20 protein-coding genes and 1 pseudogene are annotated in these 21,794 nt (G+C 65.6%); 10 read left to right on the top strand and 11 right to left on the bottom strand.

What is annotated here, in order from left to right; all coding sequences use genetic code 11:
• Window positions 1-148 precede the first annotated feature (148 nt).
• The 6 genes from OKW41_RS28130 (at window position 149) to OKW41_RS28105 (ending at window position 9,376) form a co-directional block, all read left to right on the top strand.
• Entirely contained in the window at window positions 149-2,647 is a 2,499-nt protein-coding gene (locus tag OKW41_RS28130; protein ID WP_429574646.1) for an acyl-CoA dehydrogenase, read from the top strand.
• Window positions 2,648-2,791: 144 nt separating this feature from the next.
• The gene (locus OKW41_RS28125; RefSeq protein ID WP_429574645.1) at window positions 2,792-4,207 is read left to right on the top strand and encodes a 3-oxoacyl-ACP reductase; all 1,416 of its coding nucleotides are present in this window, start codon (window positions 2,792-2,794) and stop codon (window positions 4,205-4,207) included.
• Between the two features lie 14 nt (window positions 4,208-4,221).
• On the top strand, window positions 4,222-5,154 hold the full coding sequence (locus OKW41_RS28120) for a MaoC/PaaZ C-terminal domain-containing protein (RefSeq protein ID WP_429574644.1): 933 nt from the start codon (window positions 4,222-4,224) through the stop codon (window positions 5,152-5,154).
• Window positions 5,155-5,213: 59 nt separating this feature from the next.
• Window positions 5,214-6,515, top strand: coding sequence for an acetyl-CoA C-acetyltransferase (locus tag OKW41_RS28115; protein ID WP_429574643.1), 1,302 nt, complete (start codon window positions 5,214-5,216; stop codon window positions 6,513-6,515).
• Between the two features lie 37 nt (window positions 6,516-6,552).
• Window positions 6,553-8,340 (top strand): AMP-binding protein, encoded by a 1,788-nt coding sequence (locus OKW41_RS28110; protein ID WP_429574642.1) that lies wholly within the window; start codon window positions 6,553-6,555, stop codon window positions 8,338-8,340.
• A 97-nt stretch (window positions 8,341-8,437) separates the two neighbouring features.
• The gene (locus OKW41_RS28105; RefSeq protein WP_429574641.1) at window positions 8,438-9,376 is read left to right on the top strand and encodes a DUF1571 domain-containing protein; all 939 of its coding nucleotides are present in this window, start codon (window positions 8,438-8,440) and stop codon (window positions 9,374-9,376) included.
• Here the strand turns inward: OKW41_RS28105 and OKW41_RS28100 are convergent.
• The 5 genes from OKW41_RS28100 to OKW41_RS28080 all read right to left on the bottom strand — a co-directional run bounded on the left by OKW41_RS28100 (window position 9,373) and on the right by OKW41_RS28080 (window position 13,168).
• Window positions 9,373-9,801 carry a hypothetical protein gene (locus OKW41_RS28100; RefSeq protein WP_429574640.1) on the bottom strand — a complete coding sequence of 143 codons (429 nt, stop codon included), beginning with the start codon at window positions 9,799-9,801 and terminating at the stop codon, window positions 9,373-9,375. The two genes, OKW41_RS28105 and OKW41_RS28100, sit on opposite strands and share 4 nt — an antisense overlap.
• A gap of 60 nt (window positions 9,802-9,861) precedes the next feature.
• Window positions 9,862-11,439, bottom strand: a complete 1,578-nt coding sequence (locus tag OKW41_RS28095) for an FAD-binding oxidoreductase (RefSeq protein ID WP_429574639.1) — start codon at window positions 11,437-11,439, stop codon at window positions 9,862-9,864.
• Window positions 11,440-11,535: 96 nt separating this feature from the next.
• Window positions 11,536-12,444: an anti-sigma factor family protein gene (locus OKW41_RS28090; protein ID WP_429449122.1), complete on the bottom strand. Its 909-nt coding sequence runs from the start codon at window positions 12,442-12,444 to the stop codon at window positions 11,536-11,538.
• Entirely contained in the window at window positions 12,441-13,004 is a 564-nt protein-coding gene (locus OKW41_RS28085; protein WP_429449120.1) for an RNA polymerase sigma factor, read from the bottom strand. Before OKW41_RS28085 ends, OKW41_RS28090 begins: the two co-directional genes overlap by 4 nt.
• Before the next feature lie 26 nt (window positions 13,005-13,030).
• Window positions 13,031-13,168 (bottom strand): hypothetical protein, encoded by a 138-nt coding sequence (locus tag OKW41_RS28080; protein WP_167368637.1) that lies wholly within the window; start codon window positions 13,166-13,168, stop codon window positions 13,031-13,033.
• Between the two features lie 437 nt (window positions 13,169-13,605).
• On the opposite strand from OKW41_RS28080, the gene hfq reads away from it, so the two are divergent.
• Window positions 13,606-14,079 (top strand): RNA chaperone Hfq, encoded by a 474-nt coding sequence (gene hfq / locus OKW41_RS28075; protein ID WP_429574638.1) that lies wholly within the window; start codon window positions 13,606-13,608, stop codon window positions 14,077-14,079.
• A 30-nt stretch (window positions 14,080-14,109) separates the two neighbouring features.
• Here hfq and OKW41_RS28070 read toward each other — a convergent pair whose 3' ends face one another.
• Complete coding sequence (locus OKW41_RS28070) at window positions 14,110-14,337, bottom strand: hypothetical protein (protein WP_429576495.1); 228 nt, start codon at window positions 14,335-14,337, stop codon at window positions 14,110-14,112.
• A 193-nt stretch (window positions 14,338-14,530) separates the two neighbouring features.
• Between OKW41_RS28070 and OKW41_RS28065 the strand changes: the two genes are divergently transcribed.
• The gene (locus OKW41_RS28065) at window positions 14,531-14,722 is read left to right on the top strand and encodes a hypothetical protein (RefSeq protein WP_090805694.1); all 192 of its coding nucleotides are present in this window, start codon (window positions 14,531-14,533) and stop codon (window positions 14,720-14,722) included.
• 241 nt (window positions 14,723-14,963) lie between these two features.
• Here OKW41_RS28065 and OKW41_RS28060 read toward each other — a convergent pair whose 3' ends face one another.
• Window positions 14,964-15,680: a DUF2968 domain-containing protein gene (locus tag OKW41_RS28060; RefSeq protein ID WP_429449116.1), complete on the bottom strand. Its 717-nt coding sequence runs from the start codon at window positions 15,678-15,680 to the stop codon at window positions 14,964-14,966.
• Between the two features lie 294 nt (window positions 15,681-15,974).
• On the opposite strand from OKW41_RS28060, the pseudogene OKW41_RS28055 reads away from it, so the two are divergent.
• Together OKW41_RS28055 and OKW41_RS28050 are read left to right on the top strand one after the other, a co-directional pair.
• Window positions 15,975-16,286: pseudogene (locus OKW41_RS28055) on the top strand (ShlB/FhaC/HecB family hemolysin secretion/activation protein); the annotation flags it as partial.
• Window positions 16,287-16,487: 201 nt separating this feature from the next.
• A complete protein-coding gene (locus OKW41_RS28050) occupies window positions 16,488-16,973 on the top strand; it encodes a DUF2147 domain-containing protein (RefSeq protein WP_429574637.1) in 486 nt (161 codons plus the stop codon).
• A gap of 159 nt (window positions 16,974-17,132) precedes the next feature.
• Here the strand turns inward: OKW41_RS28050 and OKW41_RS28045 are convergent, their stop codons facing one another.
• The 4 genes from OKW41_RS28045 to odhB form a co-directional block, all read right to left on the bottom strand.
• The gene (locus OKW41_RS28045) at window positions 17,133-17,591 is read right to left on the bottom strand and encodes a transposase (RefSeq protein WP_429574636.1); all 459 of its coding nucleotides are present in this window, start codon (window positions 17,589-17,591) and stop codon (window positions 17,133-17,135) included.
• Window positions 17,592-17,690: 99 nt separating this feature from the next.
• Entirely contained in the window at window positions 17,691-18,788 is a 1,098-nt protein-coding gene (gene zapE, locus OKW41_RS28040) for a cell division protein ZapE (protein ID WP_429574635.1), read from the bottom strand.
• Window positions 18,789-18,876: 88 nt separating this feature from the next.
• Window positions 18,877-20,319 carry a dihydrolipoyl dehydrogenase gene (gene lpdA / locus OKW41_RS28035; protein WP_429574634.1) on the bottom strand — a complete coding sequence of 481 codons (1,443 nt, stop codon included), beginning with the start codon at window positions 20,317-20,319 and terminating at the stop codon, window positions 18,877-18,879.
• Window positions 20,320-20,457: 138 nt separating this feature from the next.
• Window positions 20,458-21,735 carry a 2-oxoglutarate dehydrogenase complex dihydrolipoyllysine-residue succinyltransferase gene (gene odhB, locus OKW41_RS28030; protein WP_429449108.1) on the bottom strand — a complete coding sequence of 426 codons (1,278 nt, stop codon included), beginning with the start codon at window positions 21,733-21,735 and terminating at the stop codon, window positions 20,458-20,460.
• Window positions 21,736-21,794: the final 59 nt, after the last annotated feature.

Raw genomic sequence — 21,794 nt, 5'->3', positions numbered from 1 at the left:
GATCGAGCTCGCTTACCCGAGCAGCACATTTGCGTTGCGCACCTGCGCCGTGCCCGTCAGTCGAATCGGTAAGACACGGTAACGTCCGACGCAAGAGCGCGACTCGCAGCTGGCCCGGCGATTGCGTCACCACAGAGGAGGAAACGTCATGCCGTGGTTCATCCTGGCGCTCGTCATCGCCGCATTCGCTCTCGTCTACGTTCAGGCCCGCGCCTCATGGTGGCTCGCGGCGCTGATCGTCTGGGTCGCGGCCGCGCTCGTGAGCGGCGCGGCCGGCCCACTGCTGACGACACTGCTCGCGATCGTGTTCGTACTCCCCGCCCTCGTGCTGACGATCAAACCGCTGCGCCGCGCATGGCTCGCGAAACCGGTGCTCGACACGTTCCGCAAGATCCTGCCGCAGATGTCGCCGACCGAGCGCGACGCGATCGAGGCGGGCACGGTCTGGTGGGACGCCGAGCTGTTCTCGGGCCGCCCGCACTGGGACACGCTGCTCGGCTTTGGCCCGGCCATGCTCAGCGCCGAAGAGCAGACGTTCCTCGACGTCGAATGCGAGCAGCTGTGCGACCTCGCGAACGACTGGGAAACCACGATGGTCTGGCAGGACCTGTCGCCGCCAACGTGGCAGTTCATCAAGCAGCACGGCTTTCTCGGCATGATCATTCCGAAGCAGTACGGCGGCAAACAGTTCTCCGCGTACGCGCATTCGCAGGTGATCATGAAGCTCGCGACGCGCTGCTCGGCCGCGGCCGTGTCGGTGATGGTGCCGAACTCGCTCGGCCCGGCCGAGTTGCTGATGCACTACGGCACCGACGCGCAGAAGAACTACTATCTGCCGCGTCTCGCGCGCGGCGAGGAAATCCCCTGCTTCGCGCTGACGAGCCCGTATGCCGGGTCCGACGCCGCCGCGATTCCCGATGTCGGCGTCGCTTGCCAGGACCTGCACGAGGGCCGCGAGACGCTCGGCTTTCGCGTCACGTGGGACAAGCGCTACATCACGCTCGGGCCGATTGCGACCGTACTCGGCCTCGCGTTCCGCGCGCTCGACCCCGACCATCTGCTCGGCGCGAACGACGAACCCGGCATCACCTGCGCGCTGATTCCGACCGACCACCCTGGCGTCGACATCGGCCGGCGTCACTGGCCGTTGAACGCGGTGTTCCAGAACGGCCCGAACTCGGGCAAGGACGTGTTCATTCCTCTCGACTGGGTGATCGGCGGACGCGCCCAGGTCGGCAACGGCTGGCGCATGCTAATGGAGTGTCTGGCGGCGGGCCGCGCGATCTCGCTGCCGTCGTCGAACGTCGGGATGGCGAAGATTGCCGTGCGCGGCACCGGCGCATATGCCGCGATTCGGCGCCAGTTCCGCACCGCCGTCGGCAAGTTCGAGGGCGTGCAGGAAGCGCTCGGCCGCATGGGCGGCAACCTGTACGTGATGGACGCCGCGCGCCGCCTGTCCGCGCAGGCGGTCGACCTCGGCGAAAAGCCCTCCGTGATTTCGGCGATCGCCAAATATCACATCACCGAGCGCGCGCGCATGGTCATCAACGACGGCATGGACGTCGTCGCCGGCAAGGGTATTTGCATGGGGCCGTCGAACTTTCTGGCGCGCGCGTATCAGCAGATGCCGATCTCGATCACCGTCGAAGGCGCGAACATTCTGACGCGCTGTCTGATCATCTTCGGCCAGGGCGCGATTCGCTGCCATCCATACGTGTTGAAGGAAATGACGGCGACGCGCGAGCCCGATCGCGCGAAAGCCTTGCGCGAGTTCGACGCTGCGTTCTTCGGTCACGTGAATTTCACGGTGTCGAATGTGGTGCGCAGCGCCGTGTTTGGGCTGAGCGGCGGCGCGCTGATCGCCAAGCCGCGCCGCGCGTATGCGCCGCTCCATGCGTACTATCGCGCGGCGACACGTCTGTCGGCCGTGTTCGCGTTGCTCGCCGACGTGTCGATGTTCGTGCTCGGCGGCGATCTGAAGCGTCGCGAACGCATCTCGGGACGCCTCGGGGACGTGCTGTCGCAGCTGTTCCTGATCTCGGCGACGCTGAAGCGTTTCGAGGACGAAGGCCGACCGCACGACGACCTGCCGCTCGTGCGGTGGGGCGTCGAGGATGCGCTGTACAAGGCGCAGCACGCGCTCGACGGCGTGCTCGCGAACTACCCGAACCGGGTCGCCGCGACGCTCGTGCGTGTGCTCGCATTCCCGTTCGGCCTGCCGCATCGCGAGCCGTCGGACCGGCTCGGCAGCGAGATCGCCGAACTGATGCAAACGCCCGGCGCCGCGCGCGAGCGGCTCGTCGCCGACTCGTACGTGCCGCACCCCGACGTCGATGCGCTCGGCTATGGCGAGCTCGCGTTCGCGCTCAATCCGCAGTTCACGCAAATCGAGCAGAAGCTGCGCGAGGCGGTGAAGCAGGGTCTGCTCGAACCGCTGCCGCAAAGCCTGCCGCAGTTCGCCGCATGGACCGATGCGGCGCAACGCCAGGGCCTCGTCGACGCGGACGAGCGGCGCGTGCTCGACGACTACGCGCGCTACGGCGCGCAGGTCGTCAAGGTCGACGATTTCCCGGCCGACTTCGACCTGCTCGCGAGCTTGCAACAGCGCAAGCAGGCGCTCGAAAAGGCGCTGGAGCTGGTGGCCTGATGCCCGCGCTCACGTAGAAAAAACTACCGACCCGGCGCGGCAAACCGTACCCGAGTCACGCAACTCAAGGCACACTGACACACGTCCGGCGCCCCTGAAAATCACGGGGCTGCCCGCAGCGCGTCCAGCGGAGCAACCGATAACATGAACGACTCCTACCTGAAGTTCGTCAACTCGCCGTTCGGCGGCCGTCTCGCGCGCTCGCTCGGGCTGCCGAAGCCCGAGGTGCTGCGGCGCTATCGCGCGGACCGGCCCGAGTTCGACGGACTGATCGCGATCGGCGCGGGCCGCGAGCCGCGCCTGTTCGACGCGCTTGCGAGTCTGATCGCCACCATCGGCATGACGAGCGTCGCGCACGAAAGCGCCGGGCTGTGGGTGCCGCTCGCCCATCGCCACGGCCTGATGACCGGCCGCTTCGAGCCGGCCGAAGCCGGTGCGCCGGGCAAGCTTGCCGCGTTGATGTTCGACGCGAGCGGTATCGACGACAGCAGCCTGCTCGAACCGCTGCACGGCTTTTTCCACGACACGCTGCGCTCGCTCGGCAAGTGTGGGCGCATCGTCGTGCTGGGCCGGCCGCCCGAGGCCTGCGCGAGCCCGCGTCAGTGGACGGCCCAGCGCGCGCTCGAAGGGCTCGTGCGCTCGCTCGGCAAGGAAGCGCGGCGCGGCATCACCGCGAATCTCGTGTACGTGGAGGAAGGCGCTGAAAACGCCATCGAGGCGACGCTGCGCTTTTTCCTGTCGCCGCGCTCGGCCTATGTGTCCGGTCAGGTGGTGCGGATCGCGGCACCTGGCGCGCTGCCGCACGACGCGCCCGCGTTCGACTGGCGCCAGCCGCTCGCCGGCCGGCGTGCGCTGGTCACGGGCGCGGCCCGCGGCATCGGCGCGGCAATCGCGAGCGTGCTCGCTGCCGAGGGCGCGCATGTGATCGGCCTCGACATTCCGTCCGCGCGCGACGCGCTCGATGCGACGATGCGGCGGCTGAACGGCAGCCCGCTCGCGTTCGACATCGCCGCGCCCGAAGCGCCCGCGCAGATCGCCGCCGCGCTCGACGAGCTCGGCGTCGACATCGTCGTGCACAACGCCGGCATCACGAAGGACAAGACCATCGCGAAGATGACCGACGCCGCCTGGCAAAGCGTGATCGACATCAACCTGAGCGCGCAGGAACACATCGACGACGCGCTGCTCGCGGGCGGCATCCTGCGCGATGGCGGGCGCATCGTCGCGGTGTCGTCGATCAGCGGCATCGCGGGCAATCCCGGCCAGACCAACTACGCCACGTCCAAGGCTGGCGTGATCGGCCGGGTGCAGAGCATGGCGCTGCCACTGCGCGCGCGCGGCATCACGATCAACGCGGTCGCGCCCGGCTTCATCGAAACTCAGATGACCGCGAAAATTCCGCTTGCGATCCGCGAGGCCGGCCGCCGCATGAACTCGATGAGCCAGGGCGGCCAGCCCGTCGACGTCGCGCAGACCATCGCGTGGCTCGCGCATCCGGGCTCGGCCGGCGTGACGGGCCAGGTCGTGCGCGTGTGCGGTCAAAGCCTGATTGGCGCCTGAACGGGAGCATGGGTATGGACGAACCGCGTGATCCGTTCGGCAGCCGTCAGCTCGCTCCCGCGCCGGGCGACGGCGCGCGGCCGAAAACCGTCGTCATCGAAACGCTGCCCGCCCCGGCAAAGCTGTACGGGCGCGCGCTGACGGGCATCGTCAAGCGCGGCCGCGACACGCGGCTGCCGCCGTTGCGGTTCGTGCGCCCCGCCGTCGTGCTCGAGCCCGGCCCCGTGTGGCGCTATGCGCGCGTGTGCGGCTTCATTCCCGAGCACGGCGTGCCGCTGACCTACCCGCACCTGCTCGCGTTTCCGCTGCATCTGCTGATGCTGACCGACCCCGCGTTTCCGTGGCCCGCGCTCGGTCTCGTGCATCTGGCCAATCACGTGCGGCTGCGCCGCCCGCTCGCCTACAAGGACCTGCTGCGCATCGAGGTCGAATTCGGCGCGCTGCTGCGTCACGACAGAGGTCAGGCGTTCGTCGTGCATACGCGCATCTATCGGCGTGGCGAGGCGGTGTGGGACGGCGACAGCGTCTATCTGAAGCGCGCGGTGCCGGCGCTCGGCCATCCGCTCGAAGCGTTGACGCTCGGCCCCGATGCGCTGCAACGGATTGCGCGCTGGCAGCTCGCGCCGCAACTGGGCCGTGACTACGCGAGCGTGTCCGGCGACTACAACCCGATCCACCTCAGCGCGCTGTCGGCAAAGGCGTTCGGCTTTCCGCGCGCGATCGCGCATGGCATGTGGACGCTCGCGCGCGCGACGTCGTCGCTGCAGCCGCCGAAGCCGCTCGCCGAAGCGACGCTCAGCGCCGAGTTCAAGGTGCCGATGCTGCTGCCGGGCGAAGCGTCGCTGTGGAGCGCATCGCCTTCGCTGATCGAGCGCGATCTCGAGGTGCGCGATATCGCCGGGGAAAAGCCGCATTTGCGCGGGCGCATGCAGTGGCGGCTGCTGTGAACCGCGAGCGCGCCGTTCGCATCGACCAATAATCTGGGAACGACACAAAGGAGCCGAGCATGTCCCACCCGCAACCTGCCGTGCGCCGCGTCGCCGTCATCGGGGGCAACCGGATTCCGTTTGCCCGCTCGAACACCGCGTACGCGAGCGCATCGAATCAGGACATGCTGACCTTCACGCTGCAAGGGCTGATCGATCGCTATGACCTGCACGGCGTGTGTCTCGGCGAAGTCGCGGCGGGCGCCGTCATCAAGCACTCGCGCGACTTCAACCTGACGCGCGAGTCCGTGCTGTCCACCACGCTCGCGAAGGAAACGCCCGCCTACGACGTGCAGCAGGCCTGCGGCACCGGCCTCGAAGCCGCGATCCTCGTCGCCAACAAGATCGCGCTCGGGCAGATCGACGCGGGCATCGCGGGCGGCGTCGATACCACGTCCGACGCCCCGATCGGCGTCAACGAGCGCATGCGCAAGATCCTGCTCGAAGCGAATCGCGGCAAGAGTACCGGTCAGCGTCTCGCCGCGCTCAGCAGGCTGCGGCCCGGCATGTTGTTCAAGCCGCTGTTGCCGCGCAACGGCGAGCCCCGCACGGGGCTGTCGATGGGCGAGCATTGCGAACTGATGGCCAAGCGCTGGAACATCGCGCGCGAGGCGCAGGACGTGCTCGCGTACGAGAGCCATCGCAAGCTCGCCGATGCGTACGCGCGCGGCTTCGTCAACGATCTGATGACGCCGTACAAAGGCCTCGCGCGCGACAACAACCTGCGCGCCGACCTGTCGCTCGAAAGGCTTGCGAACCTGAAGCCCGTGTTCGATCGCGACGCGGGCACGCTGACCGCCGGCAACTCGACGCCGCTGACCGATGGCGCATCCGCGGTACTGCTCGCGAGCGAAGCGTGGGCGGCCGAGCGTGGCTTGCCCGTACTCGCGTATCTGAGCTGGTCGGAAACCGCGGCGGTCGACTTTTTCGACAAGCAGGAAGGCCTTCTGATGGCGCCCGCCTACGCGGTGCCGCGCATGCTCGCGCGCGCCGGCCTCACGTTGCAGGACTTCGATTTCTACGAAATCCACGAAGCGTTCGCGGCCCAGGTGTTGTGCACGCTCGCGGCATGGCAGGATGACGAATATTGCCGCACGCAGCTTGGCCTCGCCGGCGCGCCTGGTGCGATCGACCGCACCAGGCTCAACGTGAACGGCGGTTCGCTCGCGACCGGCCATCCGTTTGCGGCGACGGGCGGACGTATCGTCGCCGCGCTCGCGAAGATGCTGGCGCAACTCGACAAACCGGCCGGCAGCGCACGCGGGCTGATCTCGATCTGCGCGGCGGGCGGCCAGGGGGTCGTCGCGATTCTGGAACGCTAGCGCGGCAGCGCATACCAACATTTTCAGGAGGCAACCGATGACCGAGCCCACCCAAGCCCCGCTGCACATGCCGGACGCAGGCGGCACGCCTCGTCAAAACCCGGTGCCCCACCCCGCTCCGAACACCGACGGCATCTGGTACGCGTCCTATCCGGACGACGTGCCGCGCGACATCGACGTCACGCAATACGAGTCGATCGACCAGTTCTTCGACGAATGCACCGCGCGGTTCCGCGAGCGCGTCGCGTACGTGAGCGTCGGCGCGAGCCTGACGTACGGCGAGTTGGGCCGCAAGGCGAGCGCGTTCGCGGCGTACCTGCAAAGCATCGGCGTGGAGCCGGGCGAGCGCGTCGCGATCATGCTGCCGAACACGTTCCAGTATCCGGTCGCGCTGTTCGGCACGATCAAGGCGGGCGCCGTGGTCGTCAATGTGAATCCGCTCTACACGGTGCGCGAACTCGCGCACCAGCTAAAGGACAGCGGCGCGCAGACGATCGTCGTGTTCGAGAACTTCGCGAAGACGCTCGAAGATGCATTGCCCGGCACCAAGGTGCGCAACGTGATCGTGACCGGGCTCGGCGATCTGCTCGCCGACGGCGCGAACCTGAAGGGACACCTGCTCAATTTCATGCTGCGTCACGTGAAAAAAATGGTGCCCCCTTACAAGCTGCCGCAGGCGGTGCCGCTCCTGAAAGCGCTTTCGGCCGGTTATGCGCGGCCGCACACACCGGTGCGCGCGACCCACGAAGACATCGCGTTCCTGCAATACACGGGCGGCACGACCGGCGTCGCGAAAGGCGCGATGCTCACGCACCGGAACATCCTCGCCAATCTGTTGCAGGCGAAGGCGTGGGCCGCGGGGCAGCTGTCCGGCGAGGGCGAAACGGTGCTCACGCCGCTGCCGCTTTATCACATCTACTCGCTGACCGTGAATGCGCTGATCTTCATGGGGCTCGGCGGGCGCAACATCCTTATCGCGAATCCGCGCGACATGAAGCGCGTGATGATGATCATCCGTCACGAAAAATTCACCGGCATGACCGCGGTCAACACGCTCTATAACGCGTTCCTCGACAACGAGGAATTCTGTCGGCGCGACTTCTCGGACCTGAAGCTCGCGATGGCGGGCGGCATGGCGACGCAGAAAGCCGTCGCCGAGCGCTTCAAGGCGGTGACGGGCAAGCCGATCATCGAGGGCTACGGACTCACCGAGTGCTCGCCGATCGTCTCGATGAATCCGGTCGATCTGACCAATCTGCGCGACTTCGAGGGCTCGATCGGCTTGCCCGCGCCGTCCACGCAGGTGCGCTTCAGGAAAGACGACGGCAGCTGGGCCAATATCGGCGAGGCGGGCGAGCTGTGCGTGAAGGGCCCGCAGGTCATGAAGGGCTACTGGAACCGCCCCGACGAAACCGCGAAGGTGATCGACGACGACGGCTGGCTCGCGACCGGCGACATCGGCGTGATGGACTCGCGCGGCTATATCCGTCTGATCGATCGCAAGAAGGACATGATCCTCGTGTCGGGCTTCAACGTATATCCGAACGAAATCGAGGACGTGATCGCCGCGCATCCGGACGTGCGCGAAGTCGCCGCGATCGGCGTGTCCGACCCCGCGCAGGGCGAGCGCGTGAAGGTGTTCATCGTGCGGCGCACGCCGACACTGACCGCCGAGCAGGTGATTGCGTACTGCCGCAAGAATCTGACTGGCTACAAGGTGCCGAAGCTCGTCGAATTCCGCGACGAGCTGCCGCAAACCAACGTCGGCAAAATTCTGCGCCGTGCGTTGCGCGACGAGGAACTCGCGAAACAGAAGTCTGCCTGACGGGAATAAGCGTTGCTTCAAAGCGTTATTGCTTTGTTGCTTCGCGTTATTGCCTTGCATGTTGCATGAGCGGCCGCGTCACTTTCTGGAGAAATTCATGAAGCACCGCATGCCCGCCCGTTCGCATCGCCGGCGACAGCGCTTGCTGGGTGCGCTGCTCGTCGCGGTCGGCCTGCTGTCGGTGCCGACGGCCTTCGCGCAGAACGACGACCGCCCGCCCCCGCTCAACACCGCGAGCGCCGTCAAGCCGCCCACCACGCCGGCCGCGCAGGTCGGCAAGCTGACGCTCGACCAGCAGGTCAAATGGCTGCGCGCCGCGCAGCAAAGCGGCACGCTCGAAAAGCTCGACGACGCGCAACTGGTCGCGCTGTTCCAGTCACTCAATCCGCTGACGCTGCCGCGCTATATCAAGGAAGGGCCGAACGACTACCCGTCGTACGAGTTCACGATGTCGCGCTCCGAGCGCATTCGCGGCATATGGCCCGACAAGCCCGATCACATGCTGGTGCGCGTCGCGCACGACCCGCTGCGCATCTACGCGAAGTGGCTGCCCGACGGCGCGCACGCGGGCCAGGAAATCATCTACGACGAATCGAAACGTAGCGACGAAACCTACGGCCACCTCGGCGGCATCATGAACGTGATGCCGTTGTGGACGTCGCTGACCGGCGCGCTCGCACGCTCGCAATCGAATCACAGCGTGCGCGATCTCGGCACCGAGTACGTTGCCGATCAATACCTGAGTGAAGGAAAAAAATACACCGAGGCCGGCTTGCCGCGTTCGGTGCAGATCGAAGTGAAGACCATCGACGGTGTGCGCGTCGTCGCGTTCACGTTCGAAACACCGGTCGGCCAGCCACAGTTCTACGCGAAAAAGGAAACGCTCGGGCTCGATCTGCGTCATCCGTTCTTTCGCAGCGTCCAGTCTTACGACAATGACGGCAAGATTTTCGAGCAGATCGTGTTCGAGAGCATCACGCCCCGGACATTCGACGATTCGACCTTCGATCCGAAGAACAAGGACTATAAGTTCTAGCGCGCGCTGCGCGGCGTCAGCGCGAAGGCCACGTGGGCGGGTTGCGCATCCAGCCCCTCGCGCGCTTCGTGACGATGCTCGACGAAGCGTCCCGTGCGAAGCGCGAGGTGTTGCAGGACGAAGTAATCGGACGGGCGCGTGAAGCCGATCAGCGCGTGCATCGCGTGCGGGGTCCGCCCATCGTCGAGCAGTGGCGCAAGTGTGGCGAACCAGAGCGCGCCCGCATCGTCGCCGGTTTCGAAGGTCGGCAAGCGAAGATGCGCGGCATAGCGTGCGAACGACGCGCCGCATTCGAGCGTCGAGTCGATGATCGCGAACGCGCGCGCATCGTCAGCGCACGCGGCGGCTTGCGCGAGCCACGGCCATGCACCGCCCGCGGCCGTCGCGAGGCATGCACCGGTGAGCATGAAAGTGCGTCGATCCATTGGCGTGTACGTTCCGTTCTGTTTGCGCTTCGGTCTGCCGTGCGTGTCCGCACGCGTCGTTCACGTGTACCCCCGCCGGTCGCGCCACGCCGCCGGCCAGATGCCCTGCTTGCCCGGCGCGAGAATGCCGTTCGGGTCGAGCGCATCCTTCAGCGTTTCGGCGAAGCGCAGCGACGCACCGTCGTTGAAGCTGTATTGCGCGGCCGCGAAATCCATGTACGCGAGATGCGCGCGATATTCGCCGTAGCCGGCCGCGCGCGCGTCGCTCATCAGCGAGCGCAGCAGCGCGCCGGCCTGCTCCACCTGGTTCGCGTCGTCGCGATCGAAAATCGCGGCGAAAATATGGTGCAGATGCCGCGCGCCCGCGGTAAAGCCACCGTAGTAGTCGAAGCCGTATTCGGCGGCGCGCGCTTTCACCATCGTGTACTGGCGCATCGCGTCGCGCCCGGTCGCCGGACAGATCGGCGCGAAGTCGACGTGCGCGCCCGCGCCGCCGCGCCAGTCGAGCATGCGAAACGCGGTCATCGCGGGAATGCCGGCCATGTTGCGATCGCCGCCGCCAGTCGGCTGAGCATCGCCCGCATAGCGCGCCGCCGTGAGCCGCGCCTCTGGCACCCGCGCGAACGCGCGCTCGATCAGCGCGTAGTGCGCGTCGATCAACTCAGGCGTGCCGTACAGCGCGAAATGCAGGTTCCAGCGCCCGACGCCGAGTTTGTCGAGCATCGCCTGCACCGCGCTCCCGGGCATGGCGCCCGCGCCGTCGTACCACTGCCGGCGTGGCGACAGGCTCGCCGCGCGCCGCAATCCACCCTCGATCACCGCGTGATTGCGGATCGTGCCGTCGAGCCGCAACGGCCGCAGAATCTCGACGATCTCCTCCAGATCGGCCTCGCGACGAAACTGGATTTCTCCGAGCAGATACGCGGGCGGCGCGGGCATCAACCACACGCCGAGCTTCGTTACGATGCCGTAGTTCGACTGCATGAACATCGCATCGAACGACGGCCCGTAGCCCGGCTGATACAGCTGCCACGCAGTGCCGATCTCGACGCCGCCCATGCCGGTGCGCAGCACGTCGCCGTTGGCGAGCACGACCTCCATCCCGCATTGGGCCGCCGCGTGATCGCCGTAGTCGGTATAGCCGAAGCCGCGCTCCAGCGTGTTGCCGACCACGCTGCCCCAGCCGGCAGCCGGTGGATCGACCCACAGCTTGTAGCCCTTGTCGCGCAGATGCGCGTACAGATCGAAATAGCTGACGCCCGGTTCGACCAGCGCATAGGCGAGCGTTTCGTCGACTTCGAGGATGCGGTTCATGCGCTGCAAGTCGAGCACGACCGAGCCGCTGAGACGCGGCGCCGCGCCGCCGTACGCGAAGTTGCGCCCGGTCGAGACGGTCCACAGCGGAATCCGGTACTGATTGGCGATGCGCAGCACCGCGCGGATTTCATCGACCGACGCGGGCAGCAGCGCGGCGCTCGCGACAAACGCCCCCGGCTCGCCAGGAGCGAACGGATCGACATAGGCGGCGAGGCCGGCGTCGGAACGCAGCACGTGCGCTTCACCGACGATCGCGCGCCAGCCGGCGAGCGCCCGGTCGAACTGCGCGGCGGACAGGTTGGGCGGCAGCGTCTGGGGCAAGGCGTCTCCTTGTCGGTCGGGTAACCCGCGGGTGCAGTCGCGCGGGCAGCTATGCGTGCGTCGCCGCTGACGGCCTTGACGACACGCTACCGCCCGCTACTGCTGCCACGTCTCAGGCTTACCACCGAGCGCGCTGCACACGTCGACCGCGATCTCGCGCAGCTTGCCTTCCGCGATCGCGCCAGACAGCGCGTAGCCCATGCCGTCGCTGATCCAGTAAAAGGTGCGGCGGTTGCCGTCGCGAAACAGGCGGAACGCGGTTTCGCCGCGGGTGACGCCGGTCACGTACAGCGTCAGGCGCGCGCCGGCCTGGTTCTCGTACATGAACTGCGCAGCCGGCCCGGCCTCGCCGGGCAACAGCCGGCCGCCCACCAGCGAATAACCATACTCCTGCAGCGACGGCACCGAGAGCGGACGATTCAGCCGCTTCGACAGCCAGGTGATCAGATGCTCCTCTTCGCTCGCGGCGACTTCGACCGGATGACGCCGCTCCGGCGAGTACACCGCGTACGCGATATCCGCGCGCTGCGCAAAACCGGCCGGCTGTCCGCCGAAGCCGCTCCACGCGCCGCCGGTCAGCCGCGGCGCGAGCGGACCGAGGGCCAGCGCGAGCCCGGCACCGGCCGCGAGCCAGCAGGCGGCGAGACCCGCGCGCTGCCACCACGGCCGCGTCCGACGCACGACAATAAAAGCCGGCTCCTCCGCCTCCGTGGGCTGGCTGCCTGCATAGCTTCGCTCGCCGGCTTCAGCGGCTTGCTGCCGATCGTCGGCCCGCTGCCCTGCTTGCGCTTGCCGCGCATCGCTGTCCGGCGCGCCGCACAGCGCCCGCAGCGCCGCCTTCTGCGCGCGCCACGCGGCCACGCGCGCGGTGGCCTGCGGATGCTGGCGAAGCTGCGTTTCGATCGCGGCGCGCTGCTCTTCCGGCAATTCGCCATCGACATAGGCCGACAGCGCGCGCAGATCGAGCTCGTCATGCAAGCCGGAATCGGAGTCATCGTTGTTCATTGTCGGTTTCTCACCACTTTCAGCGGCGCGACTTTATGCGCCGCCCGCGGCGCACGGGGCTGCGGTCCGTGCATCGGCCCTGGCGGCTGCTCGCACAGCAACGCGCGCATATGCTCGCGCGCGCGCGACAGCCGCGACATCACCGTACCGATCGGCACCCCCAGCGCGCTCGATGCCTCCTGGTACGTCAGTTCCTCGACGCACACCAGCAGCAGCACCTCACGCTGCTCGAGTGGCAGGCAGTACAGCGCGCGCTGCACGTCGCGCAGCACCAGACCGTCGACCTCGCCGTGCGGCGCCTCGAGATTACGCCACGGCGCGCTTTCGTCGTCGACGGCGATCTCGCGGCGCCCGCGCAGCTGGTCGATGTACAGATGCCGCAGGATCGTCAGCAGCCACGCGCGCAGGTTGCTGTTCGGCCGGAATGCCGACCAGCGCGCAAGCGCGCGCTCCGCCGTATCCTGCACGAGGTCGTCGGCCCAGGCGCGGTCGCCCGTCAGTGCGCGCGCATAGCGGCGCAGTTGGGGCAGCCACGCGATCACTTCCGCTTCGAATGTCACCCGGCGTGCCAGGCTCGGTCGCGGCGTTAGTAGCCGCCGCCGCTGCTGTTGCTGTTGTTGCTCGAACCCGACGCGGCGTTGTCGGTATCGGCCGCGTGCGCGAGGGAGCCGCACGCGAGCGCGAGCAGGACGAAGAGCGCTGACAGAATACGGGATGCTTTCATGGTGAGCCTCCTGGCAGATGCCCGGCACGCGATCGACCGACCGGCGCGGCGGGCGGCAGCCGCGGAATGCGGTACTGCCATACTGGACTTAACGCCGCGATCGCGTGGTTTATTCCATCGCCGTCGTGGCGCTGTTTCGCTGCGCCGTTTCTCCGGGCTTTTTCGCGGTGCTTCGACGCCGCCGCCGTGGTCACGCAACATGCCCCTATGTTCTTCCTTTTCCGCCAACCATGCCGGCAATGCCTGGAGAGACCGGAAGAAGACGACATTGACCAGCAGATTCGTAACTCAACGTTACAGTCCCGCGTTATCGGATGCTTATGTGCTCACAAGTCGTTATAGTGGACAAAGTTCGCCCCGTCGACGCGTTCTGCCCCCGCATAGGGTAGAAAGGGTAAAATCGCGGCGAACCACCGTCTATCTAACCTGAATTGTCCATGGCTTCCGCAGAATCGCATCCGCAAAACGACTTCATGAACGCTGCGCGCAAGGAACGAAAGCGCGTCGAGATCTATCTGGTCAACGGCATCCGCCTGACCGGATGCATCGAGTCGTTCGATCAGTACCTGGTGATGCTGCGCACGCCGGTTGGCCTGCAAGGCATCTACAAGCGCGCGATCTCCACGATCCAGCTCGACACCGGCACGCGGCCGGCGCCGCGCACGGGCCGAACGTCGCATGGCGAACATGGCGCGCGCGGTCCCCATGGTTCGCGCGAACATCGCGAGCCGCGTGAAGGGCGTGAATCGTACGGCACGCCGTCGGCGGAACGCGCGCCGAGCGAGCGCAGCGGCAACTCCGAAGGTCCGGTGGTCGTCACGCGGCGGCGGCGTCTGTTCGGCACCGGCGGCGAAAGCGGCAATCATGGCGGCAACCACGGCGGCGGCAGCCACGGCGGCAATCAGGAATAAATACGAAGAAGCTGTAGCGGCCGCGCCTCGCTACTCCGCGGACGAACCGAGGCGCCGCAGAATTTTCTCCAGTTGGGTCAGCTGACGCTCGGTCAGCTCGAATCTCCCCTTGACCGCCAGCACGCGGCGCCGCCAGTAGCCGGCGTCGAACAGGTGCAGCGCCGGTTGCCGCGTCGCCCAATCCAGGTGTTCCAGTTCGGCTTCCACGACGTGGGCTGCAAGCACTCGTCGCGTGCCCGCCGGCTTTTTCCCGTTCATCTGGTTCGCTGTGTGATGGATCGATGGAGGTGTCGTTCGCGGCTCAAGCGCGGCTCGAGCGCGGCCGGGACACTCGGAGAACGAATCGATGCCGGCCGGTTTTAAACGACGCGCCTGCGCCATCCGGCGGTCGTTCGCCGATAGCCGCGATGCGCTATGCTGAATGATCGACCCTCTACCGATGGAGCGCGCCATGACCAGCAAAAACCAGCATGCCTCCCGACCGGCGCGCACGCGCCGGACGCCCCCGACGTCCGCCGATACGCGGCTCGACGAAGCGCTGATGGAAAGCTTTCCCGCCAGCGATCCGATCGCCGTCGACGTGACGCAGCCGCCTCGCGAACGGATGCGCAAAACGCAAGCGGATACGCGCAAGCGGCATTGAAGTCGCGCCGTCTCGTGTCGTACGACGGCGGCGCACAACGACACGGCAACGAGCCGTCAGGGCTCGCGAAAAATGCCGAGTGCAAATGCCGAAAAGCCCGGCGGTAAAAGTGCGATGCACGGGCTGGCGGGGTGCGGAAAGCACCGATCAAACATAACAACGGTAACGCCCGCGGACGAGCCGGACGGCGCACCGATTTCCACGCCGTCCCGCCACTCCACCCAGGCTCACACCGTCGCGCTCAATGCACCGGCAAGCCGCTATTGAGCTGACGCTGCAGGTCGCGCACCTGGCGCTGCGCGACGCGCAACTGATCCTGCGCGGCGGCTTTCTGCTGCGCCAGTTCGGTTGCCTCGGCGCGCTTCTGCTCCTGCTGGCTCGCGACGATGCTTTGCTGCTGACGCGCGACGTCGAGGTCGGCCTGCAGCCGGCTCGCGCGATCCTGCGACAGCGCGACCATGCGCTGCGTGAACGCCTTCTGCGCTTCGAGTTGCGTACGGCGGATCTCGATGTCCGACAGTTGCATCGTCTGCCGCGCGAAATCCTTGTAGATCAGCTCGGCGCGCGCGGCGTCCTGCGACTTGATCACGCGCCAGAAGTTTTTCTGCTGGAACAGCGCGACGTAGTAGGTCATCTCCTTGCCGTAGAACAGCAGGCTCGCGCCATAGCTGCCGTTATACGTGGTGCGCAATTCGCTCAGATCCGGGCCGTGGATCATCTGCTGCAATTCAGCCACGTTCCCGGTGGCGGATTGCCGGTTTTCATCCGGCGTCAGTGCAGTGGTTTCCGCCTGGCCAGCCTGCGAGGTGTCGGGCAACGCACTCGTCGTACCCGGCTGGGACACGACCGTACCGCTCGCACCACTGTTCTGCAGAGCCTGTGCATTCGCGCCCTGAAGGGCCCCCAATACGATGCATGCGGCCAGAGCAATCTCTCGTAGCTTCGACTTTCGGTCCATGTGATACCTGTTGAACAGATTTTGTTTTAGTAGAAAACGGGGAATTATTACTCACTTTCGCGGGTTTCGGGCTCTTCGTCGAAAATATGGTACTTGCGCGTTTGCTTCTATAACAGGCACAAGCGTAGTCCCGCCTCACCGGCGCGGCGGTAGACGACGATCCGTTCGATTCGCTGCCGCTGATCGACGCGCCCCACCGCGGTCCGAACCTGACCGTGCAGGTCGACGGCGGGAAGTCGATTTCGTTCGACGAAGTCGCGCAACGCTTCACACCGCTCGTCGGCAAGGACATGCTATGAGCCGGGCGATGCGTCGGGCGATTCCGGCTGGGGCGCGACGGTCGAGGCCAACCGGCCGATCACGCTCGGCTTCACATATCTGCGTTCGTTCACGCCGTATGTGTCGTTTGACGTAGCGCCCGTCTATCTGCACGCGGGCACGCCGTCGCGGTTGCGGTTTTCATCGATCGTATTCGGCTTCGGCGTTTCGGATGCGCACTGCTACAGCCTCGATGTGTCCGTCGGAAAAGCGGTCGGTGATGCGCCAGTGGAGAGCGCATCGCACAGTCCGCGCATCAACGCGAGGTTCTGCTACCAGCTGAATTGACACGCTTCAGAAGTGCCGCGAGCGGATTAGAAGCTCCACTATCAAACGACGCATGCACTTTCGCGTATTCTGCGCTGACGATGCAAACGGCACATCGCTGGCATCGTTCCGCATCGGGAGGGCCGGTACCGCGCATCCGACCACGATGCCCATAACGCCGCGCGACCATGATCGCGCTGTCTCATATCAACGAGGAAGGCAATGACGCAATTCACTCGACGTGCCGGCGCGCTTGCGCTGCGCACCGCCCGTCACGCCGCGCTCGCCGGTGCCCTGCTCGCCAGCGCCGTGACCGCGATGGCGCAGACCGATACACCGATCGGCACGTGGCAAACCATCGACGATCACACGGGCCAGCCGAAAGCGCTCGTGCAGATCACACAAGACAGCAATGGCGAACTGAACGGCAAGGTTATCAAGGGTCTCGGCGCGAACGACCAGCCGGATCGCCGTTGCACCGAATGCACCGATGCGCGCAAGGATCAACCGGTCCTCGGCATGACCATCATCAACAGCATGAAGAAGGATGGCGACGCGTGGGATCACGGCCAGATTCTCGATCCTGAAAACGGCAAGGTCTACAAATGCAAGATGCATCTCGAGGACGGCGGCAACAAGCTCGTGGTGCGTGGCTACATTGGGGTCGCGCTGCTTGGCCGCTCGCAAACGTGGATACGGCAGCAATGAGGGTCGACGTGCGGCGCATGCGTGGCGCCTGGCACGTCGCCTGAATGTGCGCATGATGCTGCAACGATGCGCGCTCCGCATCAGGAGGTGCAACATAAAAAACGGCCGGCGATCAAGAATCGCGCGGCCGTTTTCATTGGGGCAAGCTGTTTGCGATGGTCATGCTGCCTGCTTGAGCGGTGCAGCGTAAGCGACCGGCGACGCCGGCACCGACGTGGCCGGTACCGGATTGTATCCGGCGGTCGGAACACGAAACGCCGCGGGCACGCGCTTGGACGCGGCGCGCTTGTGCTGCACGCTCGCGTGCGTGCGCATACGCGCTTCCATCAATCTGCAGAAATCTTCGCCCGCGGTGCCGAGCAGTTGCTCCGTGACGTGCTTGAGCACGCCCGATTCGTACCACGACTTGAAGCGGCGATGACAGGTCTGATATGACGGGTAGCGGCGCGGCATTGCGGACCAGGTGGCGCCGCTATACATGACCCAAAGCACGCCGTTGAGCACCGAGCGGGTATTGGCAAGTGGACGGCCACGCATTTCGGTACGCGGCCGGAGTTCGGGCAGCAGTGGCGCAACGCGCTGCCATTCTTCATCGGTGATTTCGCGATACGGGTTCATGCTTCCTCCTTTGTCAGAACAACGACAAAAGATAGCCAGTCATCCGTGCGCGGAATATCAGACCACTCCGATTCCTGAAAATGTGTCGTGCGCGGTAGCTCAGGTTAGGGACGTGTCGACGATCCGGCGCGGCGTGTCGAGATACTCCTTCGACTGCATCTCGACAATGCGCGACACCGTACGCGTGAATTCATTAGCCATCGGACCGTCGACGTACAACTGCTCCGGCGGCACCGCAGCCGACATCAACAGCTTGACCTTGTGATCGTAGAACACGTCGATGAGCCACGTGAAGCGGCGCGCTTCCGACGCCATGCGCACCGACATCTGCGGCACGTCCGACAGGATCACCGCGTGAAAGCGGGTCGCGAGTTCGAGGTAGTCGTTCTGCGAGCGCGGGCCCCCGCACAGCGTCGCGAAGTCGAACCAGACCACGCCGTCCGCGCGGCGCAGCGCCTTCAGCTCGCGCTTCTCGATATGCAGCAGCGGGCTTTCGTCGGGCACCGCGGCGAGGCGCGCGAAAGCGTCGCGCAGCGCCTTGCCGGCTGCGGCGTCCAGTGGCGTGTGATAAACCTCCACCTGCGCGAGCGTGCGCTGGCGATAATCGATCCCCGCGTCGACGTTGATCACGTCGAGCTTCTGCTTGATCAGTTCGATCGCGGGCAGCATGCGGTCGCGATGCAGGCCGTCCGGGTAGAGCGTGTCGGGCGCGTAGTTTGACGTCATCACGAACTGCACGCCGTTCTCGAACAGCTTGTCGAGCAGGCGATACAGGATCATCGCGTCGGCGATATCCGACACGTGGAATTCGTCGAAACAGATCAGCCGATAGCGCTTCGCGATGCGGCGCGCGAGTTCGTCGAGCGGATCGGCTTGGCCTTTGAGTTCTTCGAGTTCGCGATGCACTTCGCGCATGAACTCGTGGAAGTGCAGACGGGTTTTGCGATGCAACGGCACGATCATGTAGAAGCTGTCCATCAGGAAGCTCTTGCCGCGGCCCACGCCGCCCCACATGTACACGCCGCGCGGCAGATCGGGGTGAATGATCAGCTTCCTGAACGCGTTCGAGCGGCGCGACTTGTATGCGACCCACTCTTCATAGCACCGCTGCAGGCGGTCGACCGCCGCGCGCTGCGCCGGATCGGATTGATAACCGCGCGTCTGCAGTTCTTTTTCGTAGTATTCGGTGACGTTCATCGTGTTGCTGTAAAAAGAAAGGCGGGAGGGATTGAACCCCGCCCGCCTTTGGTGATGCCAAGGTTGCGTTTCGGTCAGGCGTGCGTGCTTACATGTTCAGCGCGCGCTTGTCGACGGCGAGTGCCGCTTCGCGCATGACTTCCGACAGCGACGGGTGCGGATGGCAAATACGGCCGATGTCTTCCGACGCCGCCTTGAACTCCATCGACACCACGGCTTCCGCGATCAGGTCCGATGCGTTCGCCGAGATGATGTGCACGCCGAGCAGTTCGTCGGTCTTCGCGTCGGCGATCATCTTGACGAAACCGTCCGCCTTGTTGATGCCGAGCGCGCGGCCGTTCGCCATGAACGGGAACTGGCCGGTCTTGATCTCGCGGCCTTCCGCCTTCAGTTGCTGCTCCGTCTTGCCGACCCATGCGATTTCCGGTTCGGTGTAGATCACCCACGGAATGCAGTTGTAGTCGATGTGCGGCTTCTGGCCGTCGATTACTTCCGCGACCAGCACGCCTTCGTCCTCAGCCTTGTGCGCAAGCATCGGGCCACGCACCACGTCGCCGATCGCGTACACGTTCGGCACCGCCGTCGCGCAATGGTCGTCCACGTCGATGAAGCCGCGCTCGTTGGCCTTCAGGCCGATCGCTTCGAGGCCGAGGTTGTCGGTGTTCGGCACGCGGCCGACCGACACGACCAGGCGGTCGGCTTCGAGCGTCTGCGCGTTGCCGTCCTTGTCCGTGTAGGCGATCGTCACGCCGTTTTCGCTCGTCTTCACTTCGCCGACCTTCACGCCGACTTGGATGTCGAGACCTTGCTTCTTGAACTGCTTGGCCGCTTCCTTCGACAGCGCCTGGTCAGCCACGCCGAGGAATTCCGGCAGCGCTTCGAGCACGGTCACGTCCGCGCCGAGGCGGCGCCACACCGAGCCGAGTTCCAGACCGATCACGCCTGCGCCGATCACGGCGAGCTTCTTCGGTGCCGTGTCGAACGAGAGTGCGCCTTCGTTGTCGGCGATCAGCTTGTTGTCGACCGGAATGCCCGGCAGATGACGCGCCTTCGAACCCGTTGCGATGATCACGTTCTTCGCCGTGACGACTTCGCTGCTCGCACCATCTTCACCTTCGCCGCTCACTTCGATCTGCACGCCGGCGTCCGTCTTGCCGGTGAACTTGCCATGGCCCTTGAGCCACGTGATCTTGTTCTTGCGGAACAGGAATTCGATGCCCTTGGTCATCTTCTCGACGATGCCGTCCTTGCGGCCCATCATCTTCGAGACATCGACCGAGACGTTTTCCACCGAGATGCCGTGGTCGGCAAGGTGATGCGACGCGTTCTCGAACTCTTCCGACGAAGCGAGCAGCGCCTTCGACGGAATGCAGCCGACATTCAGGCAAGTGCCGCCGAGCTTCAGCGTGCCGGCCGGGTTCTTCCACTTTTCGATACATGCGACGGTCTTGCCGAGCTGCGCTGCGCGGATGGCGGCGATGTAACCGCCAGGGCCTGCGCCGATCACGACGACGTCAAATTCTTTGGACATGACAATCCCTTTGATGGCGGAACGGCGCCGGGCCACTCGAGGTGGCGCGCGCCGTTCCTGTACTGCGGAATGCTAAAGACGTGCTACGGATGACGCCGGCCCGCGCAAACCGCCGGCCGGCGTCGGTGGAACGTGCGCTTACAGGTCGAGCAGCAGGCGAGCCGGATCTTCCAGCGCATCCTTCATCGCGACCAGCGACAGCACTGCTTCGCGGCCGTCGATGATACGGTGGTCGTACGACAGCGCGAGGTAGTTCATCGGGCGGATCACGATCTGGCCGTTTTCGACCACTGCGCGTTCCTTGGTGGCGTGCACGCCGAGAATCGCGGATTGCGGCGGGTTGATGATCGGGGTGGACAGCATCGAGCCGAACACGCCGCCGTTCGAGATCGAGAACGTACCGCCGGTCATTTCTTCGATGGACAGCTTGCCGTCCTTCGCCTTCTGGCCAAATTCGGCGATCTTCTTCTCGATGTCGGCGAGGCTCAGCTGATCTGCATTGCGCAGGATCGGCACCACCAGACCGCGCGGCGAACCGACAGCGATACCGATGTCGAAGTAGCCGTGGTAGACGATGTCGTTACCGTCGATCGACGCGTTCACGAGCGGGAACTTCTTCAGCGCGTGAACAGCCGCCTTCACGAAGAACGACATGAAGCCGAGCTTCACGCCGTGTTCCTTTTCGAACTTGTCCTTGTACTTGTTGCGCAGCTCCATGACCGGCGCCATGTTCACTTCGTTGAACGTCGTGAGGATGGCGTTGGTTTGCTGCGACTCGAGCAGACGCTCGGCGATACGAGCACGCAGACGCGACATCGGCACGCGCTGTTCCGGACGGTCCTTCAGCCATTGATCGGCCGATGCCGGGGCCTTGACGTCCGGCAGCGACGGCTTCGCAGCCTTCGGTGCGGCAGCCGGAGCCGGTGCAGCCTTGGCAGCCGCCGGAGCAGCCTGGCCAGCGACGAGCACGTCGCCCTTCGTGATACGGCCGTCGCGGCCCGTGCCGGCGACGTCGCCAGCAGCCAGACCCTTCTCTGCCATCAGCTTGCCGGCGGCCGGCGAAGCAGCGGTGTTCGAGCCCGTTGCGACAGCCGCCTGAGCCGCCGGTGCGGGAGCCGCGGCAGCGACCGGAGCCGGCTTCACTTCGGCTTCGACAGCGGCGGCGCCTGCGGTGCCTTCGGTGTCGATCTTCGCGATCACCTGCTCAGCCGTGACCGTGTCGCCGTCGTTCGAGATGACTTGCGCGAGCACGCCTGCTGCCGGAGCCGGCACTTCGAGCACGACCTTGTCGGTCTCGATTTCGATGAGGATTTCGTCCTGAGCGACAGCCTCGCCCGGCTTCTTCTTCCACTGCAGCATGGTCGCTTCCGAGACCGATTCGGAGAGCTGGGGAACCTTGACTTCAACAATAGCCATTATGAATATCCTGAATACGTATCGGGTGACGGCGCTTCTTCACGACCGCCTGCGAACCG

The organism is Paraburkholderia sp. UCT70, from assembly GCF_050434085.1.
Taxonomy (GTDB): domain Bacteria; phylum Pseudomonadota; class Gammaproteobacteria; order Burkholderiales; family Burkholderiaceae; genus Paraburkholderia; species Paraburkholderia tuberum.
Note: the sequence above shows the minus strand (reverse complement) of the source record. Positions and strands in the feature narration are given on the sequence as shown.

What these genes read in the sequence shown, in the direction of transcription:
- OKW41_RS28060 (WP_429449116.1), bottom strand. Translation starts at nt 15,680, where the DNA reads ATGGACCGAAAGTCGAAGCTACGAGAGATTGCTCTGGCCGCATGCATC.
- lpdA (WP_429574634.1), bottom strand. Translation starts at nt 20,319, where the DNA reads ATGTCCAAAGAATTTGACGTCGTCGTGATCGGCGCAGGCCCTGGCGGT.
- OKW41_RS28065 (WP_090805694.1), top strand. Translation starts at nt 14,531, where the DNA reads ATGACCAGCAAAAACCAGCATGCCTCCCGACCGGCGCGCACGCGCCGG.
- OKW41_RS28105 (WP_429574641.1), top strand. Translation starts at nt 8,438, where the DNA reads ATGAAGCACCGCATGCCCGCCCGTTCGCATCGCCGGCGACAGCGCTTG.
- OKW41_RS28080 (WP_167368637.1), bottom strand. Translation starts at nt 13,168, where the DNA reads ATGAAAGCATCCCGTATTCTGTCAGCGCTCTTCGTCCTGCTCGCGCTC.
- OKW41_RS28115 (WP_429574643.1), top strand. Translation starts at nt 5,214, where the DNA reads ATGTCCCACCCGCAACCTGCCGTGCGCCGCGTCGCCGTCATCGGGGGC.
- OKW41_RS28090 (WP_429449122.1), bottom strand. Translation starts at nt 12,444, where the DNA reads ATGAACAACGATGACTCCGATTCCGGCTTGCATGACGAGCTCGATCTG.
- OKW41_RS28070 (WP_429576495.1), bottom strand. Translation starts at nt 14,337, where the DNA reads ATGAACGGGAAAAAGCCGGCGGGCACGCGACGAGTGCTTGCAGCCCAC.
- hfq (WP_429574638.1), top strand. Translation starts at nt 13,606, where the DNA reads ATGGCTTCCGCAGAATCGCATCCGCAAAACGACTTCATGAACGCTGCG.
- OKW41_RS28125 (WP_429574645.1), top strand. Translation starts at nt 2,792, where the DNA reads ATGAACGACTCCTACCTGAAGTTCGTCAACTCGCCGTTCGGCGGCCGT.
- OKW41_RS28100 (WP_429574640.1), bottom strand. Translation starts at nt 9,801, where the DNA reads ATGGATCGACGCACTTTCATGCTCACCGGTGCATGCCTCGCGACGGCC.
- OKW41_RS28045 (WP_429574636.1), bottom strand. Translation starts at nt 17,591, where the DNA reads ATGAACCCGTATCGCGAAATCACCGATGAAGAATGGCAGCGCGTTGCG.
- odhB (WP_429449108.1), bottom strand. Translation starts at nt 21,735, where the DNA reads ATGGCTATTGTTGAAGTCAAGGTTCCCCAGCTCTCCGAATCGGTCTCG.
- OKW41_RS28050 (WP_429574637.1), top strand. Translation starts at nt 16,488, where the DNA reads ATGACGCAATTCACTCGACGTGCCGGCGCGCTTGCGCTGCGCACCGCC.
- OKW41_RS28130 (WP_429574646.1), top strand. Translation starts at nt 149, where the DNA reads ATGCCGTGGTTCATCCTGGCGCTCGTCATCGCCGCATTCGCTCTCGTC.
- OKW41_RS28120 (WP_429574644.1), top strand. Translation starts at nt 4,222, where the DNA reads ATGGACGAACCGCGTGATCCGTTCGGCAGCCGTCAGCTCGCTCCCGCG.
- OKW41_RS28110 (WP_429574642.1), top strand. Translation starts at nt 6,553, where the DNA reads ATGACCGAGCCCACCCAAGCCCCGCTGCACATGCCGGACGCAGGCGGC.
- zapE (WP_429574635.1), bottom strand. Translation starts at nt 18,788, where the DNA reads ATGAACGTCACCGAATACTACGAAAAAGAACTGCAGACGCGCGGTTAT.